Below are 20,254 nucleotides of genomic sequence, written 5' to 3' on the forward strand. Positions count from 1 at the left end.
CATGACACAACTTCTTACGCCTATCTTTGCCGCGTCCATTTTGTCCATTTCGTCCCTGGCTGCGAATGCAACTGAACGTGAAACACACGCGTTAAATGTTTACTGTGGTGGAGAGAACATTGAGTACGAGAAAAAGATTGAAGTTGGGCAGGGAACGCGGGTAGCGATCAATCAGGGGCCTTTCTATCAAATTGAACAACTAGACCAAGAGCCTGCGACTCAAGCATTTATTACCCAACAAATTGTGTCTAGCGGCATTGATAAAGAGTGCAGTGAATATTTGCTGACCAATAGTACATTGCAATTCGTGAATGAATCTCAGGTAATTGCTCGGGTATTCTTTGGTTTTGATCAGTCTAAATTGACGCAAAAGTCGCGCTACATTCTGAATACCATCGCCAAACAGATCTCAACAAGCCAAGGTAACTTGGTCGTAGAAGGGCACACCGACAACATAGGCGGTGAAAGCTACAACATGACATTAGGTTTGAAACGTTCTGAAACCGTTGCAGAGTATCTCGAAAATCAAGGTGTTGATAAGTCTTTGTTAACCTTGACGTCTAAAGGCGAAACTAAGCCTGTTCAAAGCAACCAATCTGACAATGGCAGAGCGTTGAATCGACGTGTCGAAATCAAGCAATAGTCGCTTTCCGCTGTAAATCACCCCATACATCACTCCAATCACTACGAGTCAGTTATGCGTTCATCATTACAACAACAGCGCGGTCACGCTGCTATTTTATTTGCGATTGCCCTTCCTGCTCTTTTTGGGCTCTTTGTGCTTGCGACAGACGGCGCTTATGCATTGCAAGCCAAAGCGCGAATTGATAACGCGACGGAAGTGGCTGCTTTGGCATTGAGTGCAAAAGACGCAAGTAATAAAGACAGTGCAGGAGCCGGAAGTGGGAGTGCTGTTAATCGCAAGATCGCTATCGATTATATTGGCGCATACATGGCGGATAGAACCAAAGTTAAAAACCTCAGGATCACGCGTTTGGAATGTGAGCAAATTCCAGAGTGCAAAGCAGGAATAAAAAAAGGCGAGCAGAGGTACATCCAATTTAATGTGAGAGCGGATTATGATCATGCCACTTTCTTCACAAGTGGCGATCCAGCAAGTGGGTTTGATGGCAAAGTCACCGTGAGCAGCGCTGCTACATCACAAAAATTTGAAGGGGACGCCGTAGACATTATTTATGCAGCGGATTTTTCGGGTTCAATGAATAAGGGGTGGAGTGGCGGTAACAAATCAAAAGTCGAAGATTTGAAAGACATCATTGTAGAAGTGAATGAAAAGCTGAAAGACTACAACGATAAAAACAACCGGAAGTATGTGAACACGGTCGGCATTATCCCTTTTAGATCTGCCATTAAAGCCAAAATTCGTGGAACTAATCGATACTGCGAAATGAGCCAGCTGGTTAGAAAAAGCAAGCGCTACTCGTGGGAAAAGTTAAGGCCACATGAAATCAACTATTCAAAGACTGCCAAACAAATTTTTGTCGAGAAAGGCAGCTCTAATTGCGTGCACCAACCAAATTGGGCACGTGATAAAGAAATTGAATTGACGACAAATTTTAGCGACTTCAATTCTAAGTTAAATGGCTTTGTCGCCCACTGGGGAACCGCTTCTTATCAAGCCATTATCCGCGGGGCGCAGTTGTTGAAGGAAGGAAAAAACGCTAGGCGTTTAATCATTGTCCTTTCAGATGGTGCCGATTCCAACATCGCAAATATCAATAATGCCACGGTTCATCAGAAGCTGGTTGATTTAGGTTACTGCGATACCATCCGAAAAGAACTTTCTAAAGGCAAAACAAAGGACGGTAGAAAGATTAAAGCAAAAATAGCCGCCATTGGTTTTGCGTACGATGCTGAGAAAAACCGAGCCCTTAAAGAGTGTGTTGGTGCTGACAATCTCTATAAAGCCGAGAATAAAGCGGAAATAAAGAGTAAAATCCTCGACTTGATTACAGAGGAAATCGGACATCTTAAATAAGGAACTTTATGAAAACCGTTTTGATTACAGGCTTTGAACCATTTGGGGGAGCGGACGTAAATCCTGCGTTGGAAGCCGTAACGCTACTTGAAGGTAAGCTGCTTGAAGGCGGAAGGATTGTGACTTGTTCTGTGCCAGTAGTAAGAGGTAAGTCAGTCAACACGGTGATTGAAGCAATAGAACAGCACAAGCCAGACATTGTTATAACCGTCGGTCAGGCTGCTGGTCGGGGCACAATAACGCCGGAAAGAGTAGCGATCAATCTGGATGATTATCGAATTCCCGATAATGAAGGTAATCAGCCCATTGACGAGCCAGTTGTTGAAAACGCTGATGCAGCTTATTTTTCCACCTTGCCTATTAAGGCTATCTGCCGTGCTTTGAATAATCAGGATGTACCTGCCAGTGTGTCTAACACTGCGGGAACTTACATATGCAACCACCTATTTTATGGCATTCAGCACTATCTCCGGGATTCCGTTATTCGTCATGGTTTTGTTCATATCCCTCTGCTGCCAGAGCAGGCTGAAGAACTCAATATGCCCGGGATGGCGCTGGATACCATTGTAAAAGGGCTAGAACTATTCGCTCAGACATGTATCGATTTTGAGGAAGACATCGTCGAAACAGAAGGTGCGATTTGCTGACCTTTTGATTTGCCCTTGTATCCCATAAAAAAAACAAAAGCCAACTGAAATTTCAGTTGGCTTTTGAGTTAATGCACTCTGCCCATGGAGTGCATTCAGGCTCTATTGAAACATGCGGGTGTCGCTGCCCGTTGATCCAACATTCAGCGAATCGGTCTCGCACAGAGTCAGCATTGATGAGAGAAACTCATTCGCGACCAGATTCGCCACTTCTTCACTGATCTCAGTGCCGTCAAAGAAGAGGGTGTAGCTCATTGCATGACCCGGGGTCAGACACAATACGAGCTGGTGGTTTGTTCCACTGACTGTCCCCAATTTCTCTAAAGACAGCATTTTTGAAGTCGGATGGTTTTCCTGATCAGGGTAATTATCGAACACAAACAAAGTCCCGAATGGCGCGACAGGCTTCCAGTCTTCGTCGTATTCGTTCAGGTCAAAGAATCCGTATTCAAGGCGGTTAGCGCTGTTCTCCACCAAGTTAGAGAGCGCAAAGGCAATGTTGCCAGACACATTCACTCTGACAGGTGGCGTGGCGAGGAAAAGACCGACCATATGAGTTATTGCGTGGATGCTGGATGGGCGCTTAGCCAGTGTTGTACCAAAGACCACGTCCTGCTTGCCCGTCACTTTACTTAGGGTATGTGCCCAGCAAAGCTGACAGAACTGGTTGGTCGTCACGTTATAAGCTCTTGCTCGTGCAGCTATCTGACCGGTTTCGATGTCTGTCAGTTGCATGTTCACATTTTGGATACGCGTTGGCACCTCATTAAATGTGGTGTTGGAGCGAGGTAGGCGGAAGTTTTTAGGTGCATTACGCAGATAGTTACGCCAGAACGATTTTGCCTTACTGTCGTTTTGGTAATCCGAAATGTAATGAGAGAAAGGTTCAAAACTCATCGGATAAATGCTGGGCGACAGACCTTGCACCAGAGCATCATAATCACGCATGATTTCAGACAAAAATGTCTGCATAGACCAGCGATCAAACAGCACATGGTGAAAGGTGAAAATCATGGTGTGCTGATGTCCGCCCAAATCACCCAGCCAGAGCCTCATAAGTGGTGAAGACAACTCATTTATCTCTTTCCTTCTCTCGGATATCAGCCTCTCCTCCAACTCTTCCTGCTGAGATTCGGCCGATAAATGCGACCAGTCTTCATGGACGATGCGCATTTTACTGACTTCAGGAACGATGACGATTGGGCTGCCTCGATCAAATGCATCGCAAAACACGGCTCTGAGAATGTCGTGTCTGGCAAGTGCAATGTCCCATGCTTTCTCGAAGGCATTTAAGTTCAGGTCGCCACCGATTTGGTAGTAAACCTGATCGATCTGATAGTCTCGGTTCAGCCTGTGAAAATAAAGTAATTCTCGTTGAAAATGAGTGGCTGGGTAAATCGCCGACAAGGTGCCAATCTTGTTTTCGATTGCCTCAATATGCTGTTGAGTCAAATCCAGATTGGTAAGGTCAGACGGTGTCAGCGCTGGAACGGTACGCTTGTCGGTGCAATGGGAAACAATGGAGCGAATTTCGTCCGCGAAGTTCAGGATCATAGAAGTCAGGTTGATTTTTAAGCTGGTGACTTCCACCTGAATATGCAGCTTCTGATCTTGGATCCAGCAATTGATTTCTATTTCTCGCAATGCTTTGTTTCGTTCATTGACCAGACATTCCTGCTTATTGATAAGCAAAGGCCAGACTTCTGAATCTCCTGACGGGTAGTCGTCATGATACTTGAAGCTGATAGGGGCATTAAGGCGGTTTTGAAGCCGCCGCTTCACACCCGAATCAGGGTGGTGGTAAGCCAAATGCAGATAGTTTGCGCCGTTGTTTGGCACATTGCGGACCGCTTCCTTCACACGTTTGATCTGCTGGCTTGCGTGACTTTTCGTCGAAGGCAGATCTAAAGGGTACACACTGGCAAACCAGCCCACCGTGGCATCCACTTTGATGTTACTGGCGAGGTTTTGTCTGCCCTCGCTTTCCATCAGCACTTCAATGTGTTCCCCGCGATCACTCAATAGATTAGCTAAGGCAGTAAGAAGTAGCTCATTTGGCTGAGTATTGTAAGGTTTGTTTGCCTGATCTAACAGCTGCGCTGTCACGCGCTCATCGATGGTGATGGTCTCGACGCGGGCTGGAAAGCTTGACCGACATTTCGGGCTGAAGCTGTCACTTTTTAGCCAGTAATTGGTTTCGTTTTTACAGATTTTTTCTAGCTGAGCATTCAGGGTTTGTGCGTATATCTGAACGCCAGAATATTGCGGCAGTCTGGTTTCACAGTCGCCTTCATACAAGGATTGTAAATCTCGTGCGATGACTTTCCAGGACGTGGCATCGACAATCAGGTGGTGGGCGCACATATAAAGAAGCGCGCGGCACTCACTCCTGAAGCGATACAATACCGCTTTGAACATGACTCCTTCGCCAGAGTCCAGCTCAAAGCTTTCATTAAGGTTGGCAAGGTAAATATCACATTCATCCTGATTCGCGAACGACTCTTCGGCAAAAGAAATGAGTCCTTCCGTAGACTCAATAAAAGTCTGCCGACTGGTTTCATGAAAATGGTTAAAACGCGAACGGAATATGTCGTGATGCTCCGTCAGCCTGATAAGCGCCTGTTCAAGGCGAACACAGGAAATGTCCTCCGGCAGAGCGATAGTTGCTGCGTGGTTGTAATGGTTAGGTTGCATGAAATCCTGTTCGAAGAACCATCGCTGAGCCGGCAGCAGATCAATGTCGCCTATGTTTTCGCCTTTCAAAATTTGGGTGTGAGTCTCTTGTTTTATGTGTTGGGACATTTCTGAAAAGACTCGGTATTTCATAATGTCCATGGTGTCGAGTTTCATGCCGATTGACTCCAATTCTACAGATAGTGTGACGGCCGAGATCGAGTCACCGCCTTGTTCAACGAAATCGTCATCAATAGATAGAGAGGCGAGTTGTAGAACAGAACATGCTTTAGAAAGCAGTTGTTTTTCGGAGCTGGTAAGGTCGTCTAGATTGTTCTTTGGCTCGAACTTTGGTTCAGGCAAAGAAGTCGGGTTGTAACTGGTGTTTATCACTGCGGATGGTTGTTCTATAGGATATGTCGGTGCGGAGGAATAACCGCTAAAAGAGGGTTCGGGTTCCAGCCATATAGGTGGTCTGCATTCTTTGTATTCTCTGTACATGGAGGGCGTTTGATATTCGCTGACTTGAACTCTGGGGTAACCAAAGGCAGAGACGTCTGCGTATTCAATGGGCACTTCTAAGCAGAACTCAAAATCGTAGGGTAGTGAAATCGATTTCATGCGTAGCTCCCGTTCAGCGACAAATTGAAGAATTTGATAAGAAATTTGGCAACGCCATCGTTTGCGTTGCTGTGCGTAAATAAAGGATTGGGGAGGCGACGAGGCAGTTCAGGCATGGCGTTTTGCATAACCACACCCATCGCTGCTGTTTTTAATATGTGTTCATCGTTCATTCCATCCCCAAACGCGATGGTTTCTTTATTTAAATCAATGCCTTTTAAAGATAAGTGCCTTTCTGCCGCTGTGGCTTTTGTCACATACTTAGGGCTGATTTCGATAGTGTTGTCCGACGCCATGGCAACTTCACATTCATTTTCAAACAGAGTCTTTAAATGGCTTTCAATCTTGTGAATGTCGTTGGCAGACCAGACAAGGAGCTTATTGGCTCGCAAAGTGAGCAGGTGATTGTACTGATGAAGAAAATACGGAAAGCGAGATTTAGAAGAGTAAGAGCTGACCATGTCATTCACTTCACTGACATGCCAGCCATTGACATCAAACACGCTGACGTGGGTACTGGGCCCCGCCAGAAATCGCATTAACTGTCGGTATGTATAGGGTGGAAAGGTGATATTTTGAGCGTAAATGAGCTCATTAGCCTGAGTTTCTAGCGCGCCATTGCACCCAATTATCGTGGGTGCAAAATCAAGTGGTTTCACAAGATTGACCACATCTCTGGGATGTCGCCCTGTCGCTAAAACTATCTCTATTCCACTGACGTAAAGCCTGGTCAGAATACAGCTGGTGTATTCTGTGATATTCCCCTCGGGATCGAGCAAAGTGCCATCCAGATCTGTAACTATTGCTTTAATAGTATTTCCGTTAACGATCATAATAATAAACCTGTAGATATAGTTATCTCTCACTGACATGTCCCCACGCAGCAGTGGTGGTCTTTGACCTTATAGTTTTGTTTTTTAATTTAAGGCTAAATTAATATTTGGCTTGTTATTTAACTCGTGAACTTAAAATCTAATTTAGTGAGCTTTTTATTAAATGATTATAATGTATTGATTTAATGGGTTTTTTTATGCACTCAATTTCTTACCAATTAAACGTTGCCCGCATAGTAAGCATATTTTTTGGTGAAAAAAATCCCTAAATGGCGCTGAGTATTATTTGGCTCAATATTGGGAAAAGTGATCATTGGATTCTAATTTTTGATTATTTGACCCTCTTATCAGTAAGGAGAATTTATTTGCAGCTTTACAGTATCGATATGACGGTGGTCTGATTAAGAAATAAAATGTAAATGGGAAACTTGTTTTTTATTTCCTAATTAGCTCGTTTTTTTAGATTTTTAATTTCTACTGATATAAGCTCAACTCTTTTATTATTTGTATCAAAATATTTCAGTGAATTATTAAGATATTGAATTTATTAAATATTATTTATAGTGAGTTTTTATTTCATCCATTGAATTTAATTATCTCAAATTCAAGAACTGAAATGCCATTTTATTAGTGTGTGGATAAGCGAAAATTTATGACTTAATTTTCATATTATCTCTTTAATAAAGAAATTCATTGTGAAGAATTGGTTTATGGAATCCGGTCTCAAGCCAGATTATGCAACGTTTAGGAATTCATTTGCGGAATGGAATAGAGGTCTAAAAGCGCTTTGAGTCGATAATGAAATAAGTTGTCACTAGGTTGTCACAGAGTTTGACAACAAAAAAGAGCGCCTAAATGGCGCTCTTGATGGATTCGAAATAGAAAACGTTAAGCTTGAGAAGTTTCGGTAGAAATCGACTCTTTCCCTGTTTTGTTGAAAACGTCTTCGTCCAGTTCGCCTTCGCTCTTTGCAACTAGCGCAGAAACCATCAGGTCGCCACATACGTTTACACTGGTTCGCGCCATATCCAGAATACGATCGATACCAGCAACGATGGCTAAACCTTCCAATGGCAGACCAACCGTAGTCAGAACCAGAGAAAGCATAATCAGACCTGCACCCGGAACACCCGCTGTACCAATTGAAGCCAGCGTTGAAGTCAGGATGATCACCATATAGTCGGATGCTTCCAGAGTAACGCCAAATGCCTGGGCAATGAATAGTGCGCAAACGCCCTGATAAAGTGCTGTGCCATCCATGTTAATGGTCGCACCCAGAGGCAGAACAAAGCTGGAAACGCTTTTAGACACGCCATGCTCTTCCTGAGAAGCTTTGATGGTCGCAGGAAGCGTGCCAGAGCTACTGGTTGTTGTGAAGGCAACAGTGGCAGGGTTGACAATGCCTTTCAGGTATTGCACTGGGTTTAGCTTACCTACAACCGAAATCAGACCGCTGTAGAAAACAAGAACGTGAATCACGCAGCCGATATAAACTGCCAGAATCACTTTGCCTAAAGGCAGAAGCACTTCCAAACCGTATTTACCCGCTACCCACGCCATCAAACCGAAGATACCGTAAGGAGCTAGTTTCATGACCAGTGAAGTCAGCTTGTACATGCCTTCCGCCAGGCTTTCGAAAACCTTGATAGCAGGCTCGCCTTTTTCTCCGATCAGAGAAAGTGACACACCCAAACCAATCGCAAAAGCAATGATCTGAAGAATGTTGCCTGAGGCAAGGGCATCAACAGGGTTCTTAGGAATGATGTTCAGCAGTGTCGTCACCAGAGAAGGCGACTCTTTGGCGGCGGTTGCGGCTTCTGCCGTTGCGATGTTGATGCCAGCACCGGGAGTAAGAAGGGTTGCCAGCGCTAAACCGATAGAGATTGCGATAGCAGTAGTAGAAAGATAGAGAATGACAGCTTTGCCGCCGATTCTGCCCATTTTGCGTGTATCTTTCATTGAAGTGATACCCACAATCAGGGAGCAGAATACCAATGGTACGATCAACATTTTGATCAGGTTAATAAACAGTGTACCTATGGGTTTCAGTACTTCAGCACTAGGTCCGAAAATGGCACCTACTGCTACCCCAGCCACCATACCAATAACGATCTGTTTCCAAAGGCTCATGCCTGCTGTCTTAGCATCAGGCTTCGCCGTAATATTGTTAGACATTTTTTATCCTTGTCCTAAATTGTTCTTTAATTTTTATGTGTTTCGCTGAGTCATCCCCATTACTCAACGAACTGCCCGACACGTCATCGAGCCTTGCCCACCAACCAGGTATCATACGTTCATTTTTGATTCTGCCTGATCGTGTGATAAGCAGAATCAATAATGAATCTCTATACCGAACCTAGTTCGACTACAGGGGAAGTTCGCAAATCTATGAACAGCACCTGATTACAGATTAATCAAGTAACATAGTTATAAAATGCAGTGATATCTGTACCATAATTTATAATTTACGTAATAATAATTTTGGGTGAAATATGCTTTGAATCTAATTATTCATCATCGCCCGCTACATTAGTGTTTAGTAAATTTCAACGCAGATCTCATCAATCGGTCTGAATGTGACCACAACCATTGGATAAACATGGATATCGTTTGAAATTTTTGAACGTATTAATCAGGAATAAATACTTCCCTTAAATACTCAGTGACTTAATATTAAGAAAAACAAAGGAGTCAACTATGTTTCATGCGCACGTTTATTTCGCGCTCAACAATGTTCAGGGTGCGAAAGACTTCCACGCTCAGATTCGACGCGAACGCAGCGATGTGACCGCGATTTTTCCGTTGGTAGAGCGCTTGGTAGGACCCCACAAAATGCCGATGTTCGAACTGCATTTTGAAGATAACAGCAAGGGCATCATAGAGTGGCTGGATGAAAACAGAGGAAAGATGCCCGTTTTGATTCACCCTGTAAGCCATGAACATTTACTCGACCACACCGAAAGAGCAATCTGGCTTGGGCAAGAACTGGGGATCTTCGAAGAAACCCTGAGTTAGCTCTATCACCGATTTGATATCCAAAGCCCGTTTCGACGGGCTTTGTCATTTAAATGAAGCCAGTGCTTCACTTAGCGCGATTGCTTCTTACTGACAATGCTTTCTAGCTTGGCTGCCAGTTCGTCAACTTTCTCAGGCATTTCAGTAGCCAGGTTTTTCACCTGACCTACGTCGTCATGCAAGTCAAAAAGCTGCGGCTCTGGAGTGTTGCCTTTTTCATTGCCTGTGTACTGACAGATAAAGTCGTCGTCGTGAGGAGGAATGTAAGCGTACTGCTGGTCTCGGTAGACCTTTTTGTATTGCATGCCTTCCAGCACCATATCATCGCGCCCAACTGGATCCTGACCAGTCAGAGCGCCAAACAGGTTTTGGCTGTCTGGGGCTTCCTGTTCTTTCAATGGCTGCCCGGTCATGGCAGCGAACGTCGCGTAGAGATCCACCTGATTGATGAGTGCATTAGAATCGCCACGCTGAATGCCTTCTGGCCAACGGACAATAAACGGAACCCGAGTTCCGCCTTCAAACAGGCTGTATTTTCCTCCACGCAATGGTCCTGCCATTTTGTGGTCTCCATTGAGATCAACCGCTTCGTCTTTGTAGCCATCGTTAAGTACAGGACCGTTGTCACTAGAGAAGATGACAATGGTGTCATCCTGCAGATTCAGTGCGTCAAGCTTGTCCAGAACCTGCCCTATGCACCAGTCCATCTCGACAATGACATCCCCCCTGACACCGTGCGGCGTGGAGCCTCTGAATTTGGGGTTCGGGATTCTGGGTACATGAGGTTGGTGCAATGCATAGAAAAGGAAGAAAGGTTCGTTCTGGTTTTTCTCAATGAAGTCGATGGCTCTGTTGGCAAACACTTCCCCCATGGTTTCATCATTCCAGACGGCAGACGCGCCACCACGCATGTGCCCGATGCGGCTGACGCCATTAATAATGGTGCCGTCGTGGCCATGGTCGTACATCACATCTAACAGTTCGGGGTTATGACGACCGGTAGGTACGTCATCAAAAGCCTGATCCCATTCATACGTCACTTCAATCGGGTCGCTTGGATCCAGATTTTCCACCTCTCGGTTGTCGATGTACACGCAGGGCACCCGGTCGTTGGTCGCTGCCATGATGTAGGACTCATCGAACCCGACATCGTTTGGTGTTCCGTCAATGGTGTCATTGAAATTAAGGTCGCCATTACCCAAACCTAGATGCCATTTACCCACGATACCGGTCTGGTAACCCGCTTTCTGAAACATGCGTGGCATGGTGTCGTCCAGCTTACCGATGATCTGAGGAGCATCGCCCGGCAATACGGCCGCATCTGGGTTTCGCCAAGGGTACGAGCCAGTCAGCAGGCTGTATCTTGAAGGTGTACAGGTTGCAGCGGTTGCGTAGCCCTGATGAAACTTGAGTCCGTCTTCGGCGAGCTTATCTAAGTTCGGTGTTGGAATTTCATTGGCACCGTAACAGCCTACATCACCAAAACCCAGATCATCAGCGTACATGATTATGACATTAGGGTGGCTTTGCTTTTTCTTTTGGTTTTCTTCGGTCATTGTTTTTCCTGTTTGCATTCGGTGTCGTAAGGAATAAGGTCTGCCAGAATCTGCTGCTCTGCCCACGGATCAGAGATACGGTTTAGTTCGCTGGCAAGTTGAAGGAGCAGCGCCTGTTCAACAGAGTGGGTGGGGTTGAAGTCAAGGCTTTGTAGTTGGTAAGGATCGGTCTGGTTATCAAACAGCAGTACAGAATCCAGTTCACGCTGACGATTTATGGTAAGCACCAGACTGTAGCGTTTCGTTTTGATTCCTCGACTTACCGGAAAATAGCTGACGATTTTTCCCTGATCATCACGTTCCCCATCGAGGTTTTTGATGTACAAAGCGCAGCCGGATTTGTCTTTGTTCGCGATGATTTCGGGGGCGATATTGATGCCTTGAATATGTTGAGGCGTGTTTTCTGATAGTCCCAGTAAGCCCAGAACTGTCGGCATAATATCGGGGCTACTCATAAATCGATGGGAGATCGCTGAGCGAATCTGAAAGGGCAGTTTCATCAGAAACGGAACGTTGAACGCTTCGTTGTAAATGGCGTTTTTCGCATCGTCCAACCCGTGAGCGCACAGAGTTTCACCATGGTCTGAGGTAAACACCACCAGAGTATTCTCCCATTCTCCCGTCTCTTTTAACGCTTTCAGTATTCGACCAAACTCTCTGTCGACGCCTGTCACGTTGGCAAAGTAATAAGGCGCTGAAGCCGCTTTGTCGCAGTTTAGATCTGCGTTTTCACGCACCAGCAACTGTTCCAGGGATTTATCCTGATACAAAGCCAAATCTTCTTGCATGCAATCATCCAAAGACTGATATGGGCTGTGCGGTGGATTCATGGAAACAAAAAGCGCAAATGGCTGGTTGGGATCGCGTTGGTTATCTGAATTATTCAGGTAAGCAATGGCTTTATCGGCTTCGTGCTTGGCTGACCACTCTTTTGGCTCAGTACGCTTTCCATCGTTGTCGTAGTAATGGGGGTTTTTATGCTGGTCGAACGTGCCGTAGCCGTACCAGTAATCAATGCCGTGCCGGCGAGTAGGCTCGGTGTAAGAATCCCATGCAGGCGTGTTGGGGTCGACAAAACCCCCCGGATTTTCAGGATCATTAGCGGTAGGAAAATCCAGATGCCACTTGCCAATATAGCCGACGCTGTAACCCGACTGAGCAAGCACATCCGTCAGACAGGTGGCGCTTTTAGGGAGATCGGAGTTCAGGCGATCTGAATTACAGTTCAGTGGAACGCCACTTCTGTTTGGGTACATCCCGGTAAACAAGCTTCCGCGATGCGGACTGCACAAAGGGTAATTGCTGACCGCATTGGTTAATACCAGTGCCTCTTTGGAGAACTTGTCCAGATTCGGGGTATGAACCGGATCCGGTTCACCGGGCAAACAATCTTGAAAATCTGGATCATTCCAGAACCCCATCGCCATTTGACGAAACTGATCAGGAAAAACGTAAAGAAGGTTTGGGCGCTGCACATCTACCTCGAATCTGAAATGAATGGCGATATGATAATTTGAAATGCCATTTCAAAAAATTAAACACGATCACATTTATTGATAATTTGGAAAGGCGTTTTAAAAATATTGTTGTATTGTTTCTTATGTTGAATTGCCATTAGAAACATACTTATGAATGCAATAAGCCCAGCTCTCGATGCTATCCGGGAAATGAGGATTCCTGCCTGTTCCCCAAAAGCAGCACGACCATTCCATGTGCTCAGCAAACCTATTGGTCCACTGTGTAATCTGGATTGTGAGTATTGCTTCTATCTGGACAAAACTGAGTACTACCCAGGACAAAATCGCTTTGACATGTCAGACGAGGCATTGGAAGCGCATGTAAAAAGTTACATTGAAAGCCAGCCTAATGGCTGCCGGGAAGTGGTGTTTGGCTGGCAGGGCGGTGAGCCCACTATGCGCGGAATCTCCTTTTTTGAAAAAGCCGTGATGTTCCAAAGAAAACACGCTCGACAGGGTATGCAAATCAGCAACACAATTCAGACTAATGGTGTGCTCATTGACGACCAGTGGGCCGTTTTTCTGAAGAAGCACCAGTTTTTGGTGGGTATCAGCATAGACGGCGACGAGGAACTTCATGATCACTTTCGTAAAACCCGCAGTGGCAGAGGGTCGTACCAACAGGTCGTTCGAGGGCTACGGACTCTGCTGGCGCATGGTGTCGAGACCAACGTTCTTACGGTGGTACAAAGCCACAACGGGCATCATCCCAAGCGGGTTTACGACCATATCATCAGCCTAGGGGCGCAGTTCATTCAGTTTATTCCTGTTGTCGAAGCAGAGAAGGGCAAAGGGGTCTCACACCGTAGTGTCAGCGCCGAGCAGTTTGGTCGCTTTATGATTGGTGTGTTTGAACGCTGGCGAGAGAAAGACATTGGTAGAGTGTTTGTTTCGCACTTCGATAATGCGTTGGGCATGTCACTAGGGATGCCTTCAACAAACTGCGTTCATTCACCTCAATGCGGAGAAAACCTCGTGGTTGAACACAACGGGGACGTGTACAGCTGCGATCACTTTGTCTATCCCGAATTCAAGCTGGGAAACGTGCGACGCAATGATTACCCCAACCTGATTGAAACACCAGTTCAGCAGTCATTTTCCCAGCGTAAGCCCGTTGGGTCGGCATTGCATTGTTCCGGTTGTAATCAACGTGACTTATGCCACGGTGCTTGTCCCGCACAAAGAATCAATGATCAGGGTGAGTTAGCAATAGACGCTAAACACAGGCTCTGTGAAGGTTATTATGCGTTCTTTTCTCACATCCGACCTTATTTATCCGCCATGGGAGCGTGCTTAAAACGCGGTTGGAATCCTCAAAATTACAAACACTTCCTGTATTCGGAGAGAAAGTAGGCGCTGCAGCGTATTGAGTTCTTCATCAGAAAAATGTGACCTCATCCAACGATAATTAATAAAAATGAAACGTAGTTTTGATCTGAATAACACAATTTTGAAAAAGCGTTTTAAAAAATAATTTTGATGAGTTTTAATCTGCATTAAAGATGAGACATCATCATAAACCAAGCTCAAGACAGGAGAGCTGATGAGCATTCGATTAGCGCAATGGCTACCTACCAAAACAAACTTTGACAGTAAGGATAACACACTGAATGTGTTACGTTTCCTGCTTGATAAACAGCCATTTACTAAAACGCTATCAAGCGTATCGGATCCCTTGTCCTATTGCGCTGCTCATTATGATTCTGAAGCGACACAAATCGAGTTTGTTGCAAGGCTTATGTGGGGAGCCGTTCCTGCCCATCAGCAATTAAAAAGCGAGAACCACAAACTGGCAGAATGGCTGAAGCAAGGTGTGAACGGTACTAGCGGTACGCCATGGAAAGAGCCGAAAAACTACGACCAGATGATCGTTGAAATGAGCGCTTTTGCCGTAGCGATGGTTGATGCCAGTGAAATTTACTGGGAGCCGCTAACTGATACAGAAAAACAAAGGTTTGCAGACTGGATGAAGCCAGTTCAAGAACTGGAGATTCCACCAAACAACTGGCGTTGGTTTCGTGTATTGATAGTGACGGCATTGCAAAAACTGGGTTTTGACATCGACCAGAGCAAACTTGAAGACGATCTTGCATTTATTGATGCGCACTACTTAGGTCAGGGCTGGTATCAGGATGGCGCTGAGCCCGTACTGGATTACTACAACCCTTTCGCGTTCCACTTTTACGGGCTGACTTATGCTCGCTGGGTTCAGGATTCTGACCCACAAGCAAGCCAGAAATACGTAAAGCGTGCGGTCGAATTCGCAGAAACTTATCAATACTGGTACGCCACAGATGGTGCTCAGCTTTGCTATGGTCGGTCGCTAAATTATCGATTTTCTGGTGCTGCTTTCTGGTCAGAACTGGCAAGCTTTGAGCCTGCTGGCATTGAAATGTCCTTGCTCAAATCCATGTGGACAAATTCAATGCGCTGGTGGAGTGAACAACCCATCTGGGCGCATGACGGACATTTATTACCGGGCTTTGCTTACCCTAATTTACTGGCGAGCGAGTTTTATACCAGCCCGGTATCTCCTTTTCTGGCTCTCAAAGCGTTCAATTGCCTGAGATTGGACGCGAGCCACCCTTTTTGGCAGACAAGTGTTGAGCAGATTGATGCGTCTTTAGCTCCGAAGTTTGTCTGCAACCAACACCTGTTATGGCGGGAAGAGGGTTGTTACCTCATCAGTAATGCGCCTGCAAGTGGTGAGTTAAGACACTGCAACGACAAATACAGCAAGTTTGCCTACAGCAGTGACCACGGGCTGTGCGTTGAAAGCGAAAAGTGGATTGACCAAGGGTTTGCAGGCGACAACATGCTGGCGTTTCTTCACCCCTTTACCAATACCTGGCATACCAGAACTCGCAATATCGAGAGCTGGCGTGAAGGGGATGCGCTGATGTCTGTCTGGCAGCCTTTTGAGGGCTGCACCGTTACCACAGAGCAGTATCTGGATGAAGAGCGAATCGAACACAGAAAGCACGTTATCAAGAGCGACATAGAGCTGAGTTATTTAATGACGGGTCATGCGGTTGACCTATGGAAACCGTGGTTCAGCCACACAGATGAAACCTACTCCAGAGTAGAGTCATCGAAGCTTTACAGTGAAATTCAATTGGTACAGGGGGAAGGCAAGAGCGCCGTTTACCCTTGTGCTCCAAACACCAATTTGTTGTACGCCCATGCCAGCGTTCCCGCTGTATCCGGGAAAGTAAATAAAGGCAGCTCCACCCTCAAAGCACTTGTCTTGGCTGGGCGTACAGCTTTCGTTCCTGAGTCGGGTTGATCAGGAAAATCGTCTTCGGGAAAAGGCGACCATTTTTATAAATAGAAACATCAGGGAGTGACTGATGAAACATAAATTAAATTTACCTCTGTTTGGCAAAGTAGCCGTTGCAGTAACTGCAGCAGTATCGATGTCAGCCTACGCGCAGACGTTTAATGAAGCGCCACAACTGGCTGAGTTAGTGAAGCAAGGCAAACTTCCTGTGGTGGAAGAGCGTCTGCCTTCAGAGCCATTGGTTGTAACCCCATATGAAAAAGTGGGTCAGTACGGCGGCACTCTGAATCTGGTCGGTAAGGTTGTAGATAATGGTCACCGTATCCGGACTATCGCTTACGATAACCTGTTCAACTTTGATGAAACCTACTCAAAAGTTGTGCCTAATCTGGCAACGGGCTTTACATCAAACGAAGCAAACACCGAATACACGATTACCCTTCGTAAAGGTGTGAAGTGGTCAGATGGTCATCCTTTCACTGCAGAAGACGTTGCGTTTTACATCAACGATGTATTGGGGGATGAGAAACACGCGGGCAACCGACCTCTGATTTTCCCAACGTTTGATTCTGCGAAAGCGGAAGTTCTGAACCCTCATACGGTCAAAATCGTTCTCAAGAAAGCGAATGGTATGTTTATTCGCCATCTGGCAACGGTAGACAGTGAAAGCTTTACGGCGTATCCAAAACACTACTGTTCAGAGTTTATGCCATCGTTTAACGACAAAGCAGAAGCGAATGCCAAAACCGCTGGATTTGATTCATGGCGGCAGTATGCAGGAACCAAATGTAACGCTCATTACTTCATCGAGCACTACAACAACGTAGATCGCCCGGTACTGACTGCTTGGATGGTGAAATCTGCACCGGGGCCAAACGCAAGTTTTGCCGAGTACGTTCGTAACCCTTATTACTGGCAAGTGGATACGGAAGGTAACCAGCTGCCATATCTGGACAGTGTACGCTGGCGTTACAGTGAAGACCTGGAAGAAATGGTACTAAGAGCGGCGAACGGTGAAACCGATTACCAACACCGCCACATTGGTAAACCAACACACCGTCCGCTGCTTATCGACAACGAGAAGAAAAGTGGTTACACCTACAAATTCCGCCCAAGCACGGTGAGCTCTGAGTTGGTGATTGCGCTTAACCAGACAGTGAACGATCCGGTGAAGCGCGAACTGTTCGCCAATAAAGATTTCCGTGTTGCGCTTTCTCACGCGATTGACCGTGACGAAATCAGCGAAACGGTATTCTCTGGTGCGGTTGGTCCTTATCAGGCGGCCCCACTTGAAATCTCGCCGTATTACGATGAAGAAATGGCCTACCAGTACACGGATTTCGATCCTAAGAAAGCCAACAAGATGCTGGACGCTCTTGGTCTGACGAATCGTGATAAAGAAGGCTTCCGTTTGATGAAGAATGGACAGCGTCTGCGCATTGAAGCGATTTCTAAGGTCAACGACAAAGGTGTACTTGCCGATTCACTTGAACTGGTGAAGAACCAGTGGAAAGACGTCGGCGTGTTCCTGGATATCCGAATCATGGAAATCAACCACGTAACCAACCTTCGTCTGACGAACGATTACGACATGATTCCAATCTTCGGTGATGGTGGAGCAGGGGTACTGGACGATGCACGTCACTACCTTCCATTCAGCCCTGAATCTACCTGGGGTCTTGGTTACTACAACTGGGCGAAAGGTCGTGACAATGCAGTCGAGCCACCAGCGCACGTGAAAAAGCAGATTGAGCTTTGGAACAAGCTAGAGAAGACATCTTCTCAGGAAGAACAGATGGCACTGATGGGGCAAATCATGGAGATAGCGAAAGAGCACTTCTACGTGATTGGTACTGTTGAGTCACTGCCTGTTGGTGTGGTAGTGAACAACAAACTACGAAACGTACCTGAAAACATGCCACAGTCCTGGACATTCCCAACACCTGGACCAATGCGTATGAGTCAGTTGTGGAAGCAGCAGTAAACGATTAAAAAAGCATCAGATAAGCAGAGCCAATTGGCTCTGCTTTTTTTGTTCTCCAAAGCTCAAGATTATTGAATTAACGCTCAATAAAAGTTGCAGTATTTGGTGATGTTCATTCCAATGTTTTTGGGGGCATAAATTTACTGGCTGAGATTAAAATTCACTCATTTTATATGCATTTCAATGATTATTAAAAATTAGCTCTATTTGCATAAATCCCAATATATAGTGTCTCAAAATATAGATTTGGTGAGTATCTTGTATTTTTACTGTGTTTTGTATCAGCTCTCTTTGTTTTCTTTTTGGCTCATTTTTATGTCCGAGGAATGTCATTATCAAACCTGGATCAATTAATTGAGTTCTGATTGAATTTTATCGTTGAGTGAGAATTATTAATGCCCCAAAATGCGACTGGGTGCACAAGTGACTAGGAAAGACAATGGTACATATGGATGCGGGCATCGAGTGGCTGAATCGATCTCAGTCCTTTCGGAGCAACATGTTAAAAGGTGTATCTTTTATTACACTGGTTGCTGGTCTTGTGTACGGTTTTCTCAATTTGTTTGCACTCGAACAGAAAATCCTTGGTATTACCGAACTCTTCTTTTCTATCTACTCAGCTTACCTCTTCTGCTACTCCAGCTCTCTCAATAACAGAAAGTTGCACTCTGCCGCCTATGTGATTTTTCTGTTTACTCTGGTTTACCTTGGAATTTATGTCACCGACACACAAAACACTCTGTTTGTCTGGCTGTTTTTGTGCCCTGTAGTCGGATACCTTTTACTTGGCAAAAGTACCGGTCTGAAAATTAATGCCTTAATGGTGCCGATAGGCGCGGCATTTTTTTATTGGAAATCGACACAGCCAGAATCCGGGCTTGCGCTGCACTCTTCTATTAATGTTCTGGCGTGTTTAATGGCAATATGGGCAATCGCCCATGTGTACGAACACAATCGAGAGCAGACCGAAGAACAGTTAACTTCCCTGGCGCTGCTTGACCCACTCACCAGAATTGATAACCGCTTAAGCCTCGCATTCAGTTTCGAACAGATGGTGACCATGCACAGAAGGAAAACCGATGTGTTCAGCATGCTGGTGGTTGACCTCGACTTCTTCAAATCCATAAATGATAAATACGGGCATGACGTAGGCGATGAAGTTCTCAGGCAGGTGGCTAAGTTACTTAAAGATTCAGTGCGCCGTTCAGATTCCGTCTATCGCGTGGGTGGAGAAGAGTTTTGCGTGTTGCTGCCTTACACCGAAAGGAAGGTCGCTTGTGCTGTCGCAGAACATATCCGAAAAGTGCTGTGTCGCAATACGTTCAGAGTGGCTGAAAACCGAGTGAACGTCTCCGCCAGTATCGGGGTTTCCGTGTATGGAGAAGACGGTGCTCAGTTAGAAGACATGTTCAAAGTTGCCGACGATTACCTCTACCACGCGAAAGGGGCTGGGCGAAATCAGGTGGTTTACGGAGTCTGATTCTCCAGTTTATTCTGAACCAGAATGTTCTTAATCCGGGCTTTGATTGAAGGCGCTTCTTTGCGCAGAGCGATTTTGAACAGACGCTTCACATCTCCCAGGTATTCCGGATACTGCTGACTTAGCACAAACAGTGCATTGTATGCCCAGGCACGAAGAAACTTGTTTCTGTCGCCCAGACAGGCACGAACAAAGGTTTCCACCAGCGGTTTGTTGTTTTCAGATATCGGCATATAAGGGATGGCTTGTAGCAAGTGCAGTTTAGCCTCCCAGTTCTCAATGCCGTTTAGCTTGCCGTAAACCGCATCAATTTCAGAGTCTGTTAACTGCTCCTCAGCTTCAAAGTGATGTTTGAGCAACCAGGTAGCACCGGAACAATACGATTCTTCCTCACTTAGCTCAATAATCTGAGTAATGAAGTAGGGTTCAAAATGATGTTCCTGATAAATCAGTGTGATGGCATCGGTGTTCTTTCCATCCCATTGCTCTAGCTCGGTCTTCAATTCCACTTTGATGTTCCTAGATTCAGTATTTACTAAATTGAGCATAAGCCATACGCCCAAGTTTTCCATTCAAAATGATCAAGATTTAACGAAATCAGCCATTTTGTTTGAAGCTCATGTTGCCCACTGATGAAGCACAAGAATTT

Annotated in this window: 14 protein-coding genes; 8 read left to right on the plus strand and 6 right to left on the minus strand. The window is 45.6% G+C overall.

All coding sequences use genetic code 11. The features are described from left to right. Position 1 precedes the first annotated feature (1 nt). Genes INR79_RS22185 through pcp form a run of 3 tightly spaced genes read left to right on the plus strand, consistent with a single transcriptional unit; the run spans position 2 to position 2,646 of the window. The gene (locus INR79_RS22185) at positions 2-643 is read left to right on the plus strand and encodes an OmpA family protein (protein ID WP_223099986.1); all 642 of its coding nucleotides are present in this window, start codon (positions 2-4) and stop codon (positions 641-643) included. Between the two features lie 54 nt (positions 644-697). Further along, on the plus strand, positions 698-1,999 hold the full coding sequence (locus tag INR79_RS22190; RefSeq protein ID WP_223099989.1) for a TadE/TadG family type IV pilus assembly protein: 1,302 nt from the start codon (positions 698-700) through the stop codon (positions 1,997-1,999). 8 nt (positions 2,000-2,007) lie between these two features. Next, a complete protein-coding gene (pcp, locus tag INR79_RS22195; protein ID WP_223099991.1) occupies positions 2,008-2,646 on the plus strand; it encodes a pyroglutamyl-peptidase I in 639 nt (212 codons plus the stop codon). A gap of 102 nt (positions 2,647-2,748) precedes the next feature. On the opposite strand, the gene INR79_RS22200 is transcribed toward pcp, so the two are convergent. The 3 genes from INR79_RS22200 to INR79_RS22210 form a co-directional block, all read right to left on the minus strand. Next, entirely contained in the window at positions 2,749-5,940 is a 3,192-nt protein-coding gene (locus INR79_RS22200) for a condensation domain-containing protein (RefSeq protein ID WP_223099993.1), read from the minus strand. Next, positions 5,937-6,773 (minus strand): Cof-type HAD-IIB family hydrolase, encoded by an 837-nt coding sequence (locus tag INR79_RS22205; protein ID WP_022589283.1) that lies wholly within the window; start codon positions 6,771-6,773, stop codon positions 5,937-5,939. The genes INR79_RS22200 and INR79_RS22205 overlap by 4 nt, the downstream gene beginning before the upstream one ends. An 888-nt stretch (positions 6,774-7,661) precedes the next feature. Further along, positions 7,662-8,948, minus strand: coding sequence for a dicarboxylate/amino acid:cation symporter (locus tag INR79_RS22210; protein ID WP_022613846.1), 1,287 nt, complete (start codon positions 8,946-8,948; stop codon positions 7,662-7,664). Positions 8,949-9,470: 522 nt separating this feature from the next. Between INR79_RS22210 and INR79_RS22215 the strand changes: the two genes are divergently transcribed. Then, entirely contained in the window at positions 9,471-9,788 is a 318-nt protein-coding gene (locus INR79_RS22215; RefSeq protein ID WP_004398143.1) for a DOPA 4,5-dioxygenase family protein, read from the plus strand. Between the two features lie 71 nt (positions 9,789-9,859). Here INR79_RS22215 and INR79_RS22220 read toward each other — a convergent pair whose 3' ends face one another. Both INR79_RS22220 and INR79_RS22225 read right to left on the minus strand, forming a co-directional pair. Beyond that, positions 9,860-11,344: a sulfatase family protein gene (locus INR79_RS22220; RefSeq protein WP_223099995.1), complete on the minus strand. Its 1,485-nt coding sequence runs from the start codon at positions 11,342-11,344 to the stop codon at positions 9,860-9,862. Continuing rightward, positions 11,341-12,819 (minus strand): sulfatase, encoded by a 1,479-nt coding sequence (locus INR79_RS22225; RefSeq protein WP_223099998.1) that lies wholly within the window; start codon positions 12,817-12,819, stop codon positions 11,341-11,343. Before INR79_RS22225 ends, INR79_RS22220 begins: the two co-directional genes overlap by 4 nt. A gap of 153 nt (positions 12,820-12,972) precedes the next feature. Here INR79_RS22225 and INR79_RS22230 point away from each other — a divergent pair, with 153 nt between their 5' ends. The 4 genes from INR79_RS22230 to INR79_RS22245 all read left to right on the plus strand — a co-directional run bounded on the left by INR79_RS22230 (position 12,973) and on the right by INR79_RS22245 (position 19,605). Then, positions 12,973-14,214, plus strand: coding sequence for an anaerobic sulfatase maturase (locus INR79_RS22230; RefSeq protein ID WP_262415466.1), 1,242 nt, complete (start codon positions 12,973-12,975; stop codon positions 14,212-14,214). A gap of 190 nt (positions 14,215-14,404) precedes the next feature. Further along, entirely contained in the window at positions 14,405-16,147 is a 1,743-nt protein-coding gene (locus INR79_RS22235) for a DUF2264 domain-containing protein (RefSeq protein ID WP_223100000.1), read from the plus strand. 64 nt (positions 16,148-16,211) lie between these two features. Continuing rightward, a complete protein-coding gene (locus INR79_RS22240; protein ID WP_022589289.1) occupies positions 16,212-18,125 on the plus strand; it encodes an ABC transporter substrate-binding protein in 1,914 nt (637 codons plus the stop codon). Between the two features lie 439 nt (positions 18,126-18,564). Then, positions 18,565-19,605 (plus strand): GGDEF domain-containing protein, encoded by a 1,041-nt coding sequence (locus INR79_RS22245; RefSeq protein ID WP_004398156.1) that lies wholly within the window; start codon positions 18,565-18,567, stop codon positions 19,603-19,605. Here INR79_RS22245 and INR79_RS22250 read toward each other — a convergent pair. Beyond that, positions 19,593-20,114, minus strand: coding sequence for a hypothetical protein (locus tag INR79_RS22250; RefSeq protein ID WP_223100002.1), 522 nt, complete (start codon positions 20,112-20,114; stop codon positions 19,593-19,595). The two genes, INR79_RS22245 and INR79_RS22250, sit on opposite strands and share 13 nt — an antisense overlap. Between the last annotated feature and the right edge of the window lie 140 nt (positions 20,115-20,254).

It is taken from the genome of Vibrio sp. SCSIO 43132 (assembly GCF_019904195.1).
Lineage (GTDB): Bacteria > Pseudomonadota > Gammaproteobacteria > Enterobacterales > Vibrionaceae > Vibrio > Vibrio nigripulchritudo.